At 69.1% G+C, this 16546-nt stretch carries 20 protein-coding genes; 12 read left to right on the top strand and 8 right to left on the bottom strand.

Going from position 1 to position 16546, the window contains the following annotated elements; translation table 11 throughout:
- Window positions 1-57 precede the first annotated feature (57 nt).
- The gene (locus RIN43_RS07820; RefSeq protein WP_309128339.1) at window positions 58-1407 is read left to right on the top strand and encodes a DUF222 domain-containing protein; all 1350 of its coding nucleotides are present in this window, start codon (window positions 58-60) and stop codon (window positions 1405-1407) included.
- Window positions 1408-1496: 89 nt separating this feature from the next.
- On the opposite strand, the gene RIN43_RS07825 is transcribed toward RIN43_RS07820, so the two are convergent.
- Window positions 1497-2243, bottom strand: a complete 747-nt coding sequence (locus RIN43_RS07825) for a GntR family transcriptional regulator (RefSeq protein ID WP_309128340.1) — start codon at window positions 2241-2243, stop codon at window positions 1497-1499.
- A 171-nt stretch (window positions 2244-2414) separates the two neighbouring features.
- Here RIN43_RS07825 and RIN43_RS07830 point away from each other — a divergent pair, with 171 nt between their 5' ends.
- Genes RIN43_RS07830 through RIN43_RS07855 form a run of 6 tightly spaced genes read left to right on the top strand, consistent with a single transcriptional unit; the run spans window position 2415 to window position 8877 of the window.
- Complete coding sequence (locus RIN43_RS07830; protein WP_309128341.1) at window positions 2415-3338, top strand: phosphate/phosphite/phosphonate ABC transporter substrate-binding protein; 924 nt, start codon at window positions 2415-2417, stop codon at window positions 3336-3338.
- Between the two features lie 30 nt (window positions 3339-3368).
- Entirely contained in the window at window positions 3369-4211 is an 843-nt protein-coding gene (gene phnC, locus RIN43_RS07835) for a phosphonate ABC transporter ATP-binding protein (protein ID WP_309128342.1), read from the top strand.
- Complete coding sequence (locus tag RIN43_RS07840) at window positions 4208-5935, top strand: ABC transporter permease subunit (protein ID WP_309128343.1); 1728 nt, start codon at window positions 4208-4210, stop codon at window positions 5933-5935. Before phnC ends, RIN43_RS07840 begins: the two co-directional genes overlap by 4 nt.
- Window positions 5932-7059: a TIGR03364 family FAD-dependent oxidoreductase gene (locus tag RIN43_RS07845; protein WP_309128344.1), complete on the top strand. Its 1128-nt coding sequence runs from the start codon at window positions 5932-5934 to the stop codon at window positions 7057-7059. Before RIN43_RS07840 ends, RIN43_RS07845 begins: the two co-directional genes overlap by 4 nt.
- Window positions 7056-7760: a phosphonatase-like hydrolase gene (locus tag RIN43_RS07850; RefSeq protein ID WP_309128345.1), complete on the top strand. Its 705-nt coding sequence runs from the start codon at window positions 7056-7058 to the stop codon at window positions 7758-7760. The genes RIN43_RS07845 and RIN43_RS07850 overlap by 4 nt, the downstream gene beginning before the upstream one ends.
- Window position 7761: 1 nt before the next feature.
- Window positions 7762-8877: an alcohol dehydrogenase catalytic domain-containing protein gene (locus RIN43_RS07855; RefSeq protein WP_309128346.1), complete on the top strand. Its 1116-nt coding sequence runs from the start codon at window positions 7762-7764 to the stop codon at window positions 8875-8877.
- A 48-nt stretch (window positions 8878-8925) separates the two neighbouring features.
- On the opposite strand, the gene RIN43_RS07860 is transcribed toward RIN43_RS07855, so the two are convergent.
- From RIN43_RS07860 to RIN43_RS07875, 4 genes are all read right to left on the bottom strand, one after another.
- The gene (locus RIN43_RS07860; RefSeq protein WP_309128347.1) at window positions 8926-9663 is read right to left on the bottom strand and encodes a membrane protein insertase YidC; all 738 of its coding nucleotides are present in this window, start codon (window positions 9661-9663) and stop codon (window positions 8926-8928) included.
- 66 nt (window positions 9664-9729) lie between these two features.
- Complete coding sequence (locus RIN43_RS07865) at window positions 9730-9999, bottom strand: DUF6412 domain-containing protein (protein WP_309128348.1); 270 nt, start codon at window positions 9997-9999, stop codon at window positions 9730-9732.
- Window positions 10000-10053: 54 nt separating this feature from the next.
- On the bottom strand, window positions 10054-10551 hold the full coding sequence (locus tag RIN43_RS07870; protein WP_309128349.1) for an FHA domain-containing protein: 498 nt from the start codon (window positions 10549-10551) through the stop codon (window positions 10054-10056).
- 26 nt (window positions 10552-10577) lie between these two features.
- Window positions 10578-10991: a CBS domain-containing protein gene (locus tag RIN43_RS07875; RefSeq protein WP_309128350.1), complete on the bottom strand. Its 414-nt coding sequence runs from the start codon at window positions 10989-10991 to the stop codon at window positions 10578-10580.
- 279 nt (window positions 10992-11270) lie between these two features.
- Between RIN43_RS07875 and RIN43_RS07880 the strand changes: the two genes are divergently transcribed.
- Window positions 11271-11963, top strand: a complete 693-nt coding sequence (locus RIN43_RS07880; protein WP_309128351.1) for a DUF6766 family protein — start codon at window positions 11271-11273, stop codon at window positions 11961-11963.
- Window positions 11964-11982: 19 nt separating this feature from the next.
- Here the strand turns inward: RIN43_RS07880 and RIN43_RS07885 are convergent, their stop codons facing one another.
- A complete protein-coding gene (locus RIN43_RS07885) occupies window positions 11983-12294 on the bottom strand; it encodes a hypothetical protein (protein ID WP_309128352.1) in 312 nt (103 codons plus the stop codon).
- An 84-nt stretch (window positions 12295-12378) separates the two neighbouring features.
- On the opposite strand from RIN43_RS07885, the gene RIN43_RS07890 reads away from it, so the two are divergent.
- The 4 genes from RIN43_RS07890 to RIN43_RS07905 all read left to right on the top strand — a co-directional run bounded on the left by RIN43_RS07890 (window position 12379) and on the right by RIN43_RS07905 (window position 15928).
- A complete protein-coding gene (locus RIN43_RS07890; protein ID WP_309128353.1) occupies window positions 12379-12720 on the top strand; it encodes an ATP-dependent DNA ligase in 342 nt (113 codons plus the stop codon).
- 135 nt (window positions 12721-12855) lie between these two features.
- On the top strand, window positions 12856-13311 hold the full coding sequence (locus tag RIN43_RS07895; RefSeq protein WP_309128354.1) for an SRPBCC family protein: 456 nt from the start codon (window positions 12856-12858) through the stop codon (window positions 13309-13311).
- 23 nt (window positions 13312-13334) lie between these two features.
- Complete coding sequence (locus RIN43_RS07900; protein ID WP_309128355.1) at window positions 13335-14294, top strand: TIGR03885 family FMN-dependent LLM class oxidoreductase; 960 nt, start codon at window positions 13335-13337, stop codon at window positions 14292-14294.
- Window positions 14291-15928, top strand: a complete 1638-nt coding sequence (locus RIN43_RS07905) for an alpha-amylase family protein (protein WP_309128356.1) — start codon at window positions 14291-14293, stop codon at window positions 15926-15928. The genes RIN43_RS07900 and RIN43_RS07905 overlap by 4 nt, the downstream gene beginning before the upstream one ends.
- Here the strand turns inward: RIN43_RS07905 and RIN43_RS07910 are convergent.
- Together RIN43_RS07910 and RIN43_RS07915 are read right to left on the bottom strand one after the other, a co-directional pair.
- Window positions 15886-16185: a hypothetical protein gene (locus tag RIN43_RS07910; RefSeq protein ID WP_309128357.1), complete on the bottom strand. Its 300-nt coding sequence runs from the start codon at window positions 16183-16185 to the stop codon at window positions 15886-15888. The two genes, RIN43_RS07905 and RIN43_RS07910, sit on opposite strands and share 43 nt — an antisense overlap.
- On the bottom strand, window positions 16182-16421 hold the full coding sequence (locus tag RIN43_RS07915) for a hypothetical protein (RefSeq protein WP_309128358.1): 240 nt from the start codon (window positions 16419-16421) through the stop codon (window positions 16182-16184). Before RIN43_RS07915 ends, RIN43_RS07910 begins: the two co-directional genes overlap by 4 nt.
- Window positions 16422-16546: the final 125 nt, after the last annotated feature.

Consider the following 16546-nt stretch of genomic DNA (forward strand, 5'->3'; position numbering starts at 1 on the left):
CTGCAGCACGAACGCCCGAACCCGGCTTTCCCCTTCTGCGATCCAGAGAGCGAGACCATGGCGGAGCACCTGGCACCCCTGTACGAGGCGATGGCCCGCCTCGAAGAGGCGTGGGCGGATGCGGAGGGTGCATCGAGTCTGACTCGACCGCGTCTGGTCGCGACGAACGAGGCGATCGGGCTGATGCAGCGTCGGCTGGACGCGCTGCGGGTCGAGGTCGCCACCGAGATCGCCCACGAGTCGCGACCCGAGCTGGGGCCGGATTCGCTGGCAAGGCAGCAGGGGTACCGCAACACGGCGCAGCTGATCGCCGCCACCTCCGGAACGTCGGTGGGCGACTCAGCGCGTCTGGTGAAGGTCGGAGAGGCGATCGCGCCGCGCACGAACCTGGTGGGTGAGCCCCTGCCGGCGAGATATCCGGCCGTGCAGCGCGCCGTTCACGCCGGCGTGGTGAGCGCCCAGGTCGCGGGGCAGATCATCGGCGTGCTCGAGCGGTGTCGCTTGGCGGCCGGAGCCGAGAGGATCGCCGAAGCCGAGGAGATCCTCGTCACGAAGTCAGCAGGGTTCTCGGTCGACGACGTGCGCAGGCTGCTGGCCCGCGCCGAGGCGTGGCTCGATCCCGACGGCATCGAGCAGCGCGAAGACCAGCGGCGCCCTCGCCGCTCGGCGACCATGTTCGAACGCGACGGCATGTTCCACCTGAACCTCGTCACCACTGCTGCGCAGGGCGCTCCGATCCGGACCGCCGTGCAAGGACATGTCTCGGCTGTGTTCGCTGCCCGCCATGGCGCGCTCGCCGCCGACGCCCCCGATGCTGATCAGCGCTCGGTTGCGATGATCCAGGCCGACGCGCTCGCCGCGATCTGTGAGCATGCGCTCGGATGTGGGGAGGCCGGATCGGTTCCGCTGAACGGGGCGAGCGTCATCGTCCGCGTGAGTCTGGAGCACCTCACCGCGGGCGTCGGCCACGGCACGATCGACGGCACCGACGAGCCCGTCAGCATCGCTGCGGTCCGCCGCATGGCTGCTTCGGGCGGCGTCATCCCGTGCGTACTGGGAAGCAGGGGTGAGGTTCTGGACTGGGGTCGTGAGAAGCGTCTGTTCACCCGTGCTCAGCGTCTCGCACTCGCCGAGCGTGACGGAGGATGCGCCATGTGCGGGCTGCCGCCCGGCATGGCCAAGGCCCATCACATCCGCTGGTGGACCAGGGATGCCGGGCCGACTGACCTCGACAACGGAGTGCTTCTGTGCGAGACCTGTCACCATCGCATCCACGACAACGGCTGGGACATCCGGATCGAGGGAGTCGGCGTCGCTGCGCGCGTGTGGTTCATCCCGCCGCCGTACGTCGACCCGCTGCGCGCACCGCGACTCGGCGGCAGGGCGAGATTCGACGTCGCGGCCTGAGGAAGAAGCACGCCTCCGGCCCGGGGGGAGGGGAGCGGAAGCGGGGGTCGGGGAGCGGAAGCGTACGCCGCCGCATCCCACGATCGTCCCTAGCCGCCTACGGCGCGGAGGTACTGGCCGTCTGCTGAGATGCCTGATGCGGCGACGGTGAAGCGCACCACCTCGCTGAGATAGCGATCCTCCGAGGCCTCGAAGACGCGGCCCTCCGCATCACGGGAGATGCGGCTCAGCCTGAGGATGGGCGAGCCCGCGGGCACGCTCAGCAGCGCGGCGTCCTGGTCGTCGGCCGCGACGGCGTCGATCTCGTGCTGCAACCCGACGATGGGGTGCCCTTGCGACGCCAGGTATTCGGTGATCGAGATCTCGTCGGGATCCACCTGAAGCAGCAGTCGGCCGACGTCCTCGCGGTAGTACAGCCGCTCCAGCATCGTCGGACGCCCGTCGAGCAGACGAAGCCGCACGACGCTCACGATCGTGTCGTCGGGGGCGACTCCCAGCGCCGAGGCCTTCTCGGGCCCCGCCTTGCGGATGCTGAGTTCCTGCGTGATCGCGCCGGGAATGACGCCGAGGTCCCGCGCCCAGCGCGTGAACGGCACCGACATGTCGACGGCCTGGTTCGCCTTCTTCGAAACCACGCGCGCAGGCCGCCCCCGATGCGTCTGGATCAGGCCTTCGGCGCGCAGGGATGCCAGGGCATTACGGATGGGGCCCCGGGACGTGCTCCACCTCTCGGCAAGCTCGGCCTCGGTGGGCACGTCGTCGCCGGGGCGCAGCTCGCCCGCGGCGATCCGCCCGCGCAGGTCGTCTGCGATCTGGGTGTAGACAGCTTCAGCCACATAGGCATACTAGTTGGCCATTCATCGTCCTGCGTATGCGTTATTGCAGAGTTCATTCCGGAAAAGCCTTGGTGAACGAGCGCTGAACAGTGGCGAGATAGGTACATTTCTGAGGCTCTACGCTGCCAGAGTTGCTGGCGGATACCCGTCCCACACCTCCGAAAGGTCCTCATGAAGCTTCGCGCTCTCCCCGTTCTCGCCGGCGCCGCTGTGCTCGCGCTCGGCCTCGCCGCCTGTTCCGGGTCTGCCGGTGCCAGCGGTGGCTCCGAGGGGTCGTCGGCTGCCGGCGGCTACGCCGTCGACGAGAACACGCTGGTCTTCGGCGTCGTACCCGACGCGGTCGACACGGAGACCAACTATCAGCCCCTGATGGACTACATCGCCGAGAAGACCGGCAAGAGCGTCGAATACCACGAGTCCACCGACTACGCGGCGCTGATCGAGGCCGCCATCGCGGGCAAGGTCGACGTGGCCTCGTTCTCGGGTTTCACCTACGTGACGGCCACGAACAACGGCGCTGAGCTCACGCCCATCTCGTCCATCGTCACCGCCGAAGGCCAGGAGCCCGGTTACTACTCGCAGGCGATCGCCCCGAAGGGCAGCGACATCTCCTCGATCGAGGACTTCAAGGGCAAGAAGGTCTGCTTCGTCGACCCGTCGTCCACCTCCGGCTACCTGTTCCCGAGCTACAACCTGCTCGAGGCCGGCATCGACCCCGAGAACGACATCACCCCGGTCTTCGCAGGCAAGCACGACGTCAGCGTCACCAAGGTCGGCGAAGGCAAGGAGTGCGAGGTCGGATTCGCCGAGGACAGCGAGGTCGAGAAGTCCGACAAGGTAAAGGTCATCGCCGAGACGATGGTTCCCGGCGCCCCGCTGGTGTACTCCGACACGCTGCCGAAGGACATCAAGCAGACGCTCACGGATGCTCTCTCCGAGGTCACCATCGACGACATCATCGCAGCCGGCGTCGACAGTGCGGACTCCGACGCGTTCCGCTCGGTGTTCCACGCCACCAAGCCGGTCGATGACGAGTACTACGACCTGATCCGCGACATCTGCAAGCAGACGCACGCGACGCAGTGCCAGGGCTGACCGCCTGACGACGGACCCCGGGAGACGAACATGAACGCGATCAACACCACGGCCTCGGCCGCCCTTGCCGAGCCGGTCGTCCGCATCGACTCGCTCACCAAGCGCTTCGACCAGACCACCGCGCTGTCGGGCGTGGATCTCACGGTCGGCCGCGGAGAGATCGTCGTGCTGCTCGGCCTCTCGGGGTCCGGCAAGTCCACTCTGCTGCGACACATCGACGCGCTCGAGCTTCCCACCTCCGGATCGGTGAGTGTGCTCGGCGAGAAGGTACCGGCACTGCGTGGTCGGGCACTGCGCCGGCTGCGCAGTCGCGTCGGCTTCATCTTCCAGCAGTTCGAGCTGGTCGGCTCTCTCACGGTGCTCGAGAACGTGCTGACAGGATCCCTCGCAGGCCTGCGCGGCCCGCGGCTGGGACTCTTCTCCTACTCCCGCGCCGACAAGCTGCGCGCCCTCGGCCACCTCGACAGGGTGGGCCTGCTCGATCGCGCCTACCAGCGCGCCGACACGCTCTCGGGCGGTCAGCAGCAGCGGGTAGCGATCGCGCGCGCCCTCATGCAGAATCCCGAGGTACTCCTTGCCGACGAGCCGGTGGCCTCCCTCGACCCCGAGTCAAGCTCGCAGGTGATGGCGCTGATCCGCGAGATCGCCGCCGACGACGGACTCACGGTGCTGTGCAGCCTGCACCAGGTCGACCTCGCCATCGACTGGGCCGACCGCATCGTCGGCCTCCGCCACGGCGAGGTCGTGCTCGACACCACCACCGACTCGCTCGACAAGGCGCAGGTCATGGAGATCTATGGCCGCGTCGCCACCAGCACCGCCGAGCTGCAGGCACTGGAATCCGAGCTCATGGTGGCGGAGACGATGGCATGACGCTCACCGCTTTGCGGCCCGGCTCCCCGACGCACCCGGCCTCCGACCTCGACGCCCGCGCGCCGCGGCGCCGCATCAGCCCCGAGCGCATCTGCGCCACGCTCACCCTGCTCGTCATCGCAGGCCTCGCCGTCGCCGCGCTCATCGACCTCGACATCACGTTCGCCGGGGTCGCAGGCAGCATCGACAGCGCCGAGAACTTCTTCGGCCGCGTCGGCGGTCTGCGCTTCCCCGAGCCGGCTGAACTGCTTCGCCTCACGGTCCTGACCGTGGGGCTCGTGGCCACCGGGACGCTGCTCGCGGCTGCGCTCTCGGTGCCGGTGGCGTATCTGGCCGCGTCCAACACCACGCCTCACTCCACAGCCCGCGCCGTCGCGCGCTTCATCGGCGTCTTCACCCGTGCACTGCCCGACGTCGTGCTCGCCATGGTCTTCGTGCTGATGTTCTCGCTCGGCACGCTTCCCGGCATCCTCGCGATCGGCATCCATTCGATCGGGATGATCTCGAAGCTGTTCGCCGATGCGATCGAGCAGATCGATGAGGGTCCGCGCCTCGCGATTCGCGCTGCGGGTGGCACGAAGCTGCAGGAGTTCGTCTCTGGCGTGCTCCCGCAGGTGCTCCCCAGCTGGGTGGCGACGGTTCTGCACCGCAACGACATCAACCTGCGCGGCTCGGTGGTGCTCGGCTACGTCGGAGTCGCCGGCCTCGGCCTCGAGATGTCGCACGCCTTCAAGTCGCTCGACTACGGCCTCGGGCTCGGCATCGCCCTCGTCATCTTCCTGCTGTGCGTCGGCATGGAGATCGTCTCCAGCGCCGTGCGTGTCGCGATGCTCGGCGAGACGAATGCAGGCAGGGGCGTGTTCGTGAGACTGTTCACCCGCAGGAAGACCTCCGCCGGGCGCCCGTCCCCGTCGGCGCGACGCTTCGCCTCCGCCGAGCAGGCGCTCCGCCGGCCCTGGACCGCGTCGCGCGTGCGCAACACCGCAGCCGGTTGGATCGCCGTCGCCGCCGTGATCGGATCCGTCGTGGTGAGCGACATCATCTGGGCCGACTTCCTGGCCTTCTGGGGTCGGGTGCCGGAGGTCGCGGCATCCTTCTGGCCGCCCGACTTCGGCAGCTACGGGTTCGCGGTGATCGGCGCCGCCATGCTCGACACCATCCGCATCGCGCTGGCCGCGACGCTCATCACCTTCGTGATCTCCCTCGTCATCGGCTCGCTCGCCGCTCGCAACGTGGCCCCGAACGCCGGCGTGCAGGGCGGGTTCCGGCTGTTGCTGGTGATCATCCGCGGCATCCCCGAGCTGATCCTCGCGATCGTGCTCATCATCATCACGGGCCTCGGGCCGCAGGCCGGCACGATCGCACTGGCCATCGGCGGTATCGGCCTGCTCGGCAAGCTCATCGCCGACTCCTTCGAAGAGGTTCCCCGCGGCCCCGAGCGAGCGCTGCTGGCGACCGGGGCGAGCAGGCTGCAGATGTATGCGGCGGCGACCCTGCCGCAGGGCTCGCGCGCGCTGATCGGCCACACGTTCTACATGCTCGACACCAACGTGCGCGCAGCGACGCTGCTGGGCATCGTCGGCGGCGGGGGTGTCGGCTACTACCTGCTGAACGCCGGCCAGGGCTCCAACTACCCGCTGGTGACGAGCATCGTGCTGATGATCCTCGTGACAGTGCTCGTGGTCGAGGGGATCGCGATGTGGATGCGGCAGGTGTTCCGATGAGTGCGGCACGCGCCGACCTCGTCGTCGTCGGCTCGGGGATCGTGGGTCTCGGCGCCGCGTATGCGGCGGCGCGGCGAGGCATGAGCGTCATCGTCGTCGACCGCACCGAGACCCCGGTCGGATCGACCGTGCGCAACTTCGGGCATCTCTGCATCGGCGCCCAGACCGGGGTCGCCCGCCGCTACGGCGATATCAGCCGCGAACTGTGGCTGCGCCTGGCCGCCGACGCCGGGTTCTGGCTTCGCGAGTCCGGCACGCTCGTCGCCGCACGCCACGACGACGAGCTGGCTGTGCTCGAGACGGCCGCCGACGATGCGCAGACGGACGTGCGGATGCTGGACGCCGCCGAGCTTCTGCGCCGCGCACCGCTGCGCCGCGGAGACATCGTCGGCGGGGCGCTCATCGAACCCGACCTCCAGGTGAACCCGCGCGAGGCCGCAGGCGCGATCGTGCGCCACCTCGCCTCCCTCGGTGTGGACTTCCGCACGCGCACCGCTGTCACCGGCGTGAGCACCGGTCGCGTTGAGACCACCCGCGGGACCATCCACGCCGGCATGGTCGTCGTCGCCGTCAACCATGACATCGACCAGCTGCTGCCTGACATCGCTGAGCGCAGCGGGATCGTGCGCTGCGCTCTCGACATGATGCGCGTCGCCGCAGCCGATCTCCCTGTTCCGCTCGATGCGCCGCTGCTGACCGGCTGGTCGCTGGTGCGCTACGGGCGCTTCGCCGGCCTGCCCGAGACGAGCGCTCTGCGCGGGCGCCTGTACGCCGAACGCCCCGATCTCGCCGCGCTCGATCTGAATCAGATGTACACCCAGTTGCCCGACGGGTCGCTCATCCTCGGCGACTCGCATGCCAAGGCCGTGCAGCCGGGACCGTTCCAGCCCGAGGCGGCCTTCGAGGCGTTCCTCGACGAGGCGCGCGCCCTTTTCGCCGTCGATCGCTTTCACGTGCTGGAGCGCTGGCAGGGCGTGTACGCGTCCGGGCCGGGGGAGTTCCTCGACGAGCGCCCCGCCGAAGGCATCCTCGCGCTGGCGGCGACCACCGGCATCGGCATGACCTGCGGACTCGGACTCGCCGAGACCGCCCTTTCCGCACACCTCCAGGAGGCGTTCACATGACACCCATCGAACTCGTCGTGCTCGACATGGCCGGCACCACCGTCCGCGATGACGGGGTGGTGGAGAAGGCGTTCCACCGTGCGGCCGAGCGCACCGGTGTCGCCGATCGGATGCCGTGGGAAGACGCTCTGCAGTACGTGCGCGACACCATGGGCCGGTCGAAGATCGATGTGTTCCTGCATCTCGCCGACGGCGACCGCGCCCTCGCGGAGCGTGCGACCTCCGCCTTCGAGGCCGCGTACGACGAACTGATCGCCGAGCAGGGCGCCGAAGAGATCCCCGGCGCGCGAGAGGCGATCGAATCGCTGCGCGCCAGTGGCGTCAAGGTCGCGCTCACGACCGGTTTCGCGCCGGTGACCCGTGACGCGCTGATCGATGCTCTGGGGTGGCGCGACGTCATCGACGTCGCCCTTTCGCCTGCTGACGCGGGCCGCGGCCGGCCTGCGCCCGACCTGGTGCTCACCGCGCTGCTGCGCGCCCGCGTCTCGTCGGTGCAGGCGGTCGCCGTCGCAGGCGACACGGCCAGCGACGTGCTGTCCGGGCGGCGCGCGGGGGCCGGGTTCGTGGCGGGGGTGCTCACCGGCGCGCACGGTCACGAATCGCTGGAGAGCGCGGGTGCGGATGCGGTGCTGCGGAGCGTCGTCGACCTGCGCGCAGCGCTCGCAGAGCGCGAACTGCTCTCCCTCGTGCAGGCTCCCTGACGTGCGCGCCACCCTGGAGCCGGCGACGACGCCGCCGTCCGGGCGCGGGTTCACTGACGTCGTGCTGCGCCCGGCCGCGGTCGCCAAGGCGTTCCTCGGCGAGGGGCATCCGCTCGAGACGATCGCCGTCCCCGGCGTCGCCCTCGCCGAGAACGATGTGCTGATCGCCGTCGAACTGTCGACGATCTGCGGCTCTGACGTGCACACCGTGCACGGGCGCCGACCGGCGCCGGTGCCGCTGGTGCTGGGGCACGAGAGTGTCGGGCGCGTGGTCGCGATCGGGTCGGCCGGTGCGCACGCCGTCGACGGCGCACCGCTGCGGCTCGGCGACCGCGTGGTGTGGTCGGTGACCGTGTCGTGCGGATCGTGCGACCGATGCGAGCGGGGCCTCACGCAGAAGTGCCGTGACCTCGGCAAGTACGGGCACGAGCGGATCGGTGCGCATCGTGAGCTCACCGGTGGGTTCGCCAGCCACGTGCAGCTGCGCCGTGGAACGACGATCGTGCGGGTGCCGGAGGCGCTGCCCGCCGCCGCGCTGGCCCCGGCGTCGTGCGCCACGGCCACCGCCTGGGCTGCCGTGGCGAGGGCGGCGCAGGTGCGCGACCTCGAAGACGCCAGGGTGCGGATCCACGGCGCAGGCCTGGTCGGCCTCACCGCCGCGGCCATCGCGGCGGAGCAGGGCGCCAGAGTGGAGATCTCCGACCCCAACCCTTTGCGCAGGGCTCTCGCCGCCCGCTTCGGTGCGCGAGAGGAGCCCGACGCAGTGCGGCCCGAAGGGCCTGACGTCGTAATCGAGGCGTCCGGCCACGCCGTGCCGGCAGCGCTCTCCGAGGTCGCCACCGGAGGAGTGGTGGTGCTCGTCGGCAGCGTGTTCCCGGCGGATCCGGTGCCGCTGGACGCCGAGTCGATCGTCCGCCGGGTGGTGACCGTCGCAGGCGTTCACAACTACACGGGGTCGGAGCTGGCGGATGCGGTGGGCTTCCTCGCCGGGCGAGGGCGCGCCTACCCCTTCGCCGATGCCGTTGGGGTGGTGCGTCCCCTCTCCGAGCTGGACGCGGCCCTCGCCGAGGCCGCCGCACCGGCAGCGCCGCTGCGGGTCGGCGTCGTGGCGCGCTGAGCGCCGGCGGGGCGATACGGCGGCGATGCCGGCGCCGGAACACGGGGATCAGACCGGCATCGGGTAGCGCCTGCGCAGCAGGATGCGCTGCACAAGCGTCCAGGTCACCGTGACCACGAGGTACAGGGCGGCGGCCAGCGGCACGAACACGGCGAACGCCGCCGTCAGGTAGTGCAGTGCGTTCATCATGCCGAGCATTCCTGGCGTTGCCAACGGCCCTTCCGCTGGCACCTGCGGGCGGAACCGGCGCCTGGTGATGTCGGCCACCACCAGGATCACGACGAGTACGACGGCCCAGACGAGCGCCGTCGCCATGTCCAGACCGCCGCCGATCGCCGAGAGCAGCGACGTGCCGAGCGGGGCCCCGAGCAGGTCGTGTGCGAGAAGCTCATTCGGATGCCTCGCGATCTCGGGGCGTAGGAACAGGGTGTAGAGCACGCCGACGACAGCGGCCTGTACCAGCAAGGGCAGGCATCCTGCGAGCGGCGAGGCGTTCTCCGAGCGGTAGAGCTCGAGCATCTCCCGCTGCAGGCGCTCGGCGTTCTTGCCGTGCCGTTTCTGCAGTTCGCGCAGGCGAGGGGCGAGTCGGGCGCGCATCTGCTCCGACTTGGCCTGGGAGACCCCGACGGGTATCAGGGCGGCGCGCACGATGACGGTCACGAGCATGACCGCGATCGCGGCGGAGGCGCCGCCGGCGACGGGTTCGAGAAGGTGCGACAGGGCGAGCAGCGCTCGGTAGGCGCCGTCGAGAAGAAGGGTCAGGGGCGGAAAGGCGAAGATGTCCATGGGGTCCGTTCACGAGCGGGAAGGGTCGGCGGAGCGCCGCGATCCCGATCGCGAAGGACGAAGGGATCACGCGGCGAGCGCGAACCCGGGAGCTCGTGGGCGTGGATGCCCGTCGGCATCCGGATCGCTCTGGGCGAGCAGCACTGTGGCGTCGACAGCGCCACCGGGGTGCACGGAGAGCCGGAGCCCCGAATGGGGGGCGGCGAGTGCGACGACCAGCGCCAGCACGGTCACCGCGACGAGCACTGCCGCGACGCCCAGGACCCCGTCGGTCAGGGGCACGGCGCCGAGGGCTGTCAGCAGCAGCTGCAGCAGCGTGCCGATCTTCTCGCCCATGTGGCCTCCCTCGCGAAGAGGGTACACCGCCAGCCTGCCGGCCCGCCGCGAACGTCAGCCGTCCTTGACCTCCTGGCCCTCGCGCTCGGACTCCTGGCCCGCCCGCTCAGCGGAGTAGTCGGGGCGTCGCGGCTGCGGAGGCTGGTCGGACAGTTCGCCACCCTCCCGGCCACCGAACGGCCGTCCGTGATCGGCGAACTCGTCGCGCTGGAACACGAGCGTCCACTCTCCGATGGTGAATCGCGCACCCGTTCGCAGGATCTCGGACCGCTCACCGGCCAGTCCTTCCGCGCTGTTCGCGTTCATCTCCCCCTCGCCGTGCAGAGTGAGCACGTACTCGTCCCGGTCGTCATGGACGATCGTGGCATGCACGGGATCCGCGCCTGCCAGCAGCAGATCACTGCCCGCCGCCGAGCCCAGACTCACCCTGTCGCCGGTGATCTCGAACACCGATCGATCCGCGTCGTCGCGGGAGACGAGCAGACGCGGCTCACCAGCCCCCCAGGATGCGTGCGTGGTCATGTCGCCGTGCTTCTCCGGCATTTCGCTCATATCTCCTCCTCCGGGACGGCCGGCCGTCAACGCGAGATGCGCTCGACGGTCTCGCCGGTGGTCTCTGCTCCGAGGTGCCGCGCGATGTCGGCCTGGCTGATGATGCCGACCAGGTGGTGGTCCGCGATCACAGGCACGCGCCGCACCTGGTGGCGGCGCATGACCTCGACGGCCGCCTCGATGTCATCATCCGCACTCACCGTGATCGGCGTGCCGTTCGCCAGGCGTCCAGCATTCGTCGTGTCGGGATCCTGCCCCTCGGCCACGGCCTTCACCACGATGTCGCGGTCGGTCAGCATCCCCTTCAGGCGGCCGTCCTCTCCGCAGATCGGCAGCGCCCCCACGTCCAGTTCCCGCATCATCTCGGCGGCGATCGTGAGCGCATCGTTCTCTCCGATGCATTTGGCACCCGCTGTCATGACGTCTCGCGTCAGCGTCATCGCCACATTCCCTTCGTACGTGTTTCGTGCCGTGCATGTGTTGGTGCAATCGACGCTAGAGAGTGCACCGCGGCCGGCTAATGGGGTTGACAGTTCGCACCCGGTCCGTCAAGGCTCTATCTGCCGGCGTGCGGCGACGTCAGGATCCGGGTACGACACGGGGAGGGAGCACGACATGTCTGAACAGGAGCCGATCGGAGCCAGGACGATCTTCTGGATGTGGATGGGCACGTTGCTGGCCGGTTTCGTCGCGATGGCGATCGTGCTCATGGCAGGGCGATGAGCATCGTGCGCTTTCCGCGATCGTTGCGCGACAACGCGCTCAGTCTGTTCTTCTTCGTCATCTTCGTGCTCGCGCTGATCGGCCAATCGATCGCCGGATTCCTGCGTAACAACGAGGAACTCGCTCAGCACGGCATGCCGGAGCAGGGTTATCTGTCGTTCGTATTCTCCAGCGACTTCATCGTGGACGTCGCAGAGAACTGGCAATCGGAGTTCCTGCAGTTCCTGCTGTTCATCGCGGCGACCGTGTGGCTCGTTCAGCGCGGCTCCCCCGAGTCGAAGAAACCCGGCGACGAGGGGGTCGGCACCGACGAGGATCAGAAGGTCGGTCGTCACGCCCCTGCGGATGCTCCGAAGTGGGCCCGCGTCAGCGGCTGGCGCCGTGTCGTGTACGAGAACTCGCTGGTCATCGTGATGGGCGCCATCTTCGCGCTGTCATGGCTGATGCAATCACTCAGTGGCACCGTGGTGATGAATCAGGAGAACGCCGAGCACGGCACAGCGCCGGTGACCTGGGGCGAGTACGTCGTCTCGCCCGAGTTCTGGGATCGCACCCTGCAGAACTGGCAGAGTGAGTTCCTGGCCGTCGGCACGATGGTCGCCTTCTCGATCTTCCTGCGACAGCGGTCGTCGGCCGAAGCGAAGCCGGTCGGCGCCCCTCACACCGAGTCGGCAGAAGAGTCTCAGTGACGTCTTCAGCGGCGCCGATTCACTCCTCGTTCTCGACCTGCTCCGGTAGGAGCATGATTCCGCCGCTGGTGTTCGCGGAGTGCGCCATCGCGGTGATCCATTCGGCGCTGAGTTCGGGCGGCTCCGGCTCGTCGAAGACGAAGCGGAGGGGGATGGACGGGTGCAGCCAGATCGTGGTGCGCCCCGGTTCGGCGCCATCGGGGTGCTGCCAGGAGAGGGTGAAGCTCTCGTTGCGTCGCAGCTTCGTGGCCACCACCACCTTGAGGTGAGCGAGTGCACGATCCTCGACCATTATCGGATCGCGGCTCCCGCCGTAGTAAAGCAAGCCCATGCCGATAAGCTAGCCGGGCGGGGGTCGGTAATCCAAGAAACTCGCCGACTGCGGTGGCGAACGACGAGCAGAGGTTGGGCATCCATGGGCAAGTTCATCTACGACGGCACGGTCAAGACCGAGGTCGAGGACCGTGCCCTGACGCATCTGCAGCTCGTCATCACCGCGAAGCTGCGCCGTGGAGAGCCGTTCCCGTTCAGCTGGCGTGAGGACCCGAGCGTGGGCGGCGGTCGCACCACGGTGTGGCTGCACTCGGCCAGTTCGCTCGTGTTCAAGTACTACGGCAGCCGGAAGCCGGCGATCAATCGGGCGTGGATCGAGGCGCTCGCCTTCACCGCGAACTCGCCCGCCGGGCTGCACCTCGTTCCGGAACCGGCCGAGGAGCCGCAGGCCGACGACGTCAACGCAGCCCCGACCGTCGCCTGATCGCGCCCGTCGTCAGAATCTCTCCCGCACTCTCGGAGGCGTGCAGCCGCTACGTCACCCTGCCGCGCGGCGTCAACCCCCGCGCGCGACCGGCGACGGACTCGTAGCGTCGAAGTCGACGAGAGGAATGATGACATGGAGAAGGTCACGGCCGAGATCGAAGTCGACGCTCCCGTGCGTCGCGTGTACGAACAGTGGGCGCGTCTGGAGGAGCTCCCCTCGTTCATGTCGATGGTCGAAGAGGTTCGCCGTACCGGTGACGACCTGACTCACTGGACGGTGCGGGTGGCAGGCGTGCGACGCGAGTTCGACGCCAGAACCACGGAGCTGGTCCCCGACGAGCGGATCTCATGGGTGAGCGTCGCTGAGGAGATGCATTCGGGTACGGTGCGCTTCGTCGCGCTCGACGCGCAGCGCACCCGCGTCTCGGTCGAGCTCGGCTGGGCGCCGAAGTCGTTCATCGAGAAGGCGGGTGCCGTGCTGCACCTCGATCAGGGAGCGGTGGAGGAGGATCTGCGCCGCTTCAAGGAGAACATCGAGGGCGAAGGCCGCGGCACGGTCGCGGGCGGCGATCCCGGTCTGCGTCCCTGAGTCGGCCGACGAGGTGGTCCACGGTGACCCGGATCGGATTCCACGCCTCCCACGAGCAGCACGCGCCGAGCAAGCTGCTGCGTGACGTCATCCGTGCCGAACAGGTCGGGTTCGACGAGGCCATGTGCTCGGATCACTTGGCCCCGTGGCTCACGGCGCAGGGAGAGTCCGGTTACGCATGGTCGTGGCTCGGTGCCGCCCTCGCGCGCACCGATCTGCCGATCGGTCTGGTCACGGCGCCGGGACAGCGCTATCACCCGGCGGTCCTAGCCCAGGCGCTCGCGACTCTCGAGGAGATGTTCCCCGGTCGTGCGTGGGCGGCCCTGGGCAGCGGCGAGGCGCTGAACGAGCACGTGACCGGTGACACATGGCCGCCCAAGGACGACCGCGACGCCCGTCTGCTCGCATCGGCCACCGCGATGCGGAGACTGCTGGAGGGCGAGGAGGTCGACTCGGACCCGCCCGTACGCATGCATCGGGCACGCCTGTGGAGCCTGCCCTCGTCCCCGCCACCACTGCTCGCGGCTGCGATCAGCCCGCACACGGCGGCCATGGTCGCACCGTGGGCAGATGGCCTGATCACCGTCGGCGCCGACGCTGCGAGCGTGCGCGAGAGCCGCGACGCCTACGTCGACGCCGGTGGCCGCGGCCGCACACTGCTTCAGCTTCACATCAGCCTCGAACCGACCGAGGAGCAGGCGCTGGACGCGGCACGCACTCAGTGGGCGCAGGCCACGGTGCCGCCCGAGCTGATGTGGGATCTCGACAGTCCCGAGGCCTTCGAATCCCATGCCGATCCCACCGACGAGAAGCTGCGCGCTGCGGTGATCGTCGGATCCGAGACGGATGAGGTCGCCGAGCGGATCGCGACGGTCGCGTCGGGTTTCGACGCCGTGTTCCTGCACCAGGTCGGGCTCGATCAGCCGGCTTTCCTGGAACGGTGCGAGTCTGAACTGCTCCCGGCACTGCGGAGGCTGCTGTGAACCCGGCGGACACTAGCGATCTGTGGTGGCGCACCGCGGTCATCTACTGCCTCGACGTCGAGACCTTCCAGGACTCGGACGGAGACGGCTACGGCGACTTCGCCGGTCTCGCCAGGCGCATCGACGACCTCGACGCACTCGGCGTCACCTGCATCTGGCTGATGCCGTTCCAGTCCACGCCCGACCGCGATGACGGATACGACATCTCCGACTTCTACAGCGTCGACCCCCGCCTCGGCGATCTCGGCCGGGTCGCCGAGACGATCCGCATCGCCCAAGACCGCGGCATCCGGGTGGTGATGGATCTGGTTGTGAACCACACCTCCGACCGACATCCGTGGTTCCGGGCCGCGCGTCGCTCCCGCGACTCGCCGTTCCGTGACTACTACGTGTGGCGCGACCGGCCGCCGCGCAAGAAGCAGAAGCTCGTCTTCCCCGGTGAGGAGACCAGCGTCTGGGAACTGGACGAACGCACCGGCCAGTACTTCCAGCACAGCTTCTATCGCCATCAGCCCGATCTGAATCTCGCGAACCCGCAGGTGCGAGCCGAGATCGCCCGCATCGTCGGGTTCTGGCTGAAGCTCGGCGTGGATGGCTTCCGCGTCGACGCTGTGCCGTTCCTGATCTCGGGCGAGGGCACTCCCGATGCCCAGGATCCGCACTCCTTCCTGCGCGAACTGCGACGGTTCGTCGGACGGCGCGAAGGTTCGGCGCTGCTCCTGGGCGAGGTCGGCCTGGCACACGAACAGCAGGTCGAATACTTCGGCGGAGACGCCACGCAGCTCGACCTGCAGTTCGACTTCGTGACGGCCGAGACGGTGTTCCTGGCTCTCGCCAGGCGAGACGCCGAGCCGCTCGCCCGGGCGCTCTCAGCACGGCCCGAGGTCGACGTCAGGCAGGGGTGGGCCATGTTCCTGCGCAACCACGACGAGCTGTCGCTGGCGCTGCTCGCCGACGAGGAGCGCGAGGAGGTGTTCGAGGCCTTCGCTCCCGAGGAGCACCAGCGCGTCTACGGTCGCGGCATCGTGCGCAGGCTCGCACCCATGCTCGGCGACGATCCCCGCCGGCTGCGCCTGGCGTACAGCCTGCTGTTCTCGCTGCCGGGCTCCCCGATGCTCTTCTACGGTGAGGAGATCGGCATGGGCGAACTCGACGGCGATATCGGCCGCGGTGCCGTCCGAGGGCCCATGCAGTGGGATGCGGGGCGCCATGGCGGTTTCACGACCGCTCAGCGCAGTCGCCTGAACCGCCCCGGTCCCGTCGAGGGGTACGGCCCCGAGCACGTGAACGTGCACGACCAGCGCCGTGACCCCGAATCGCTCTGGTCGTTCATCTCCACGCTCGCCTCGCGCTATCGATCCACCCCGGAGATCTCGTGGGGCAGGTTGCGCGTGCTGGACGGCGGCGACTCGCGAGTGCTCGTGCACGAGGCGGCATCCGAAGGCTCCAGCTTCATCGGACTGCACAACTTCTCGCCCGAGCCGCTGACGGTGATCCTGCCCGATCTGAGCGACGGGCAGTCCGCCACGGTGCTGATCGAGTCGAGGGGCAGCGCCCCGCAGGGCGAGCACTCGGAGCAGCGTCTGGACGGCTACGGGTTCCGCTGGCTGCGGCTGTCGTCGTCGGCGGCCTGACCGCGGCGGTCGTTGCGCGCGAGCCGCTCGGCGTCGGCCCTCTCATCGTCCGAGATGCCGGCGAGCACCTCGTCGACCTCGTCCTGCTCGCGCGAGCCCGCACCGTCGCGGTGCGGTACGTCGTCCGCTCTGCCGGTCGCGGCGGCGGGATCCTCGGCATCCGGGGGAGACGTGACGCGCTCGTCCATCGTGTCGTCATCGGACTCCTGCGGCTGCACGTGCCGGGGCATCATGCCCTGGTCGCCGATGCCGCTCATGACCGGTCCTCGTGGACCTCGCCGGACGGCGCCTCGGTGCGCAGGTCCTCCGGAGCGTCGCCGGAATGCTGTCGCGCATCGCCCTCCGCGAGATCGCCCTGGCCGTCGTCCCCCAGCTCGGCTTCGAGCGGGACGTCGTCCTGGGTGTCCGGCTGAAGGTCGGGTCGGCCGACGATCGCTGAATCCTGCTTCGGCATGTCCTCGGCGTCGTCGGGGACACCTGCGGCATCGCTCATCGTGCGCTCCTCTCATGGGCGTGCGACCAGCATGCGCGCGGAGCGTCTCGTCGGCACACCCGTTGACAGCGTTCGCGCCACGGGATAACCGGTCGGTCGTCGTCATCCGGTGCGCACATGCCGTC

Source organism: Microbacterium sp. (assembly GCF_031178445.1).
Classification (GTDB): Bacteria; Actinomycetota; Actinomycetes; order Actinomycetales; family Microbacteriaceae; genus Microbacterium.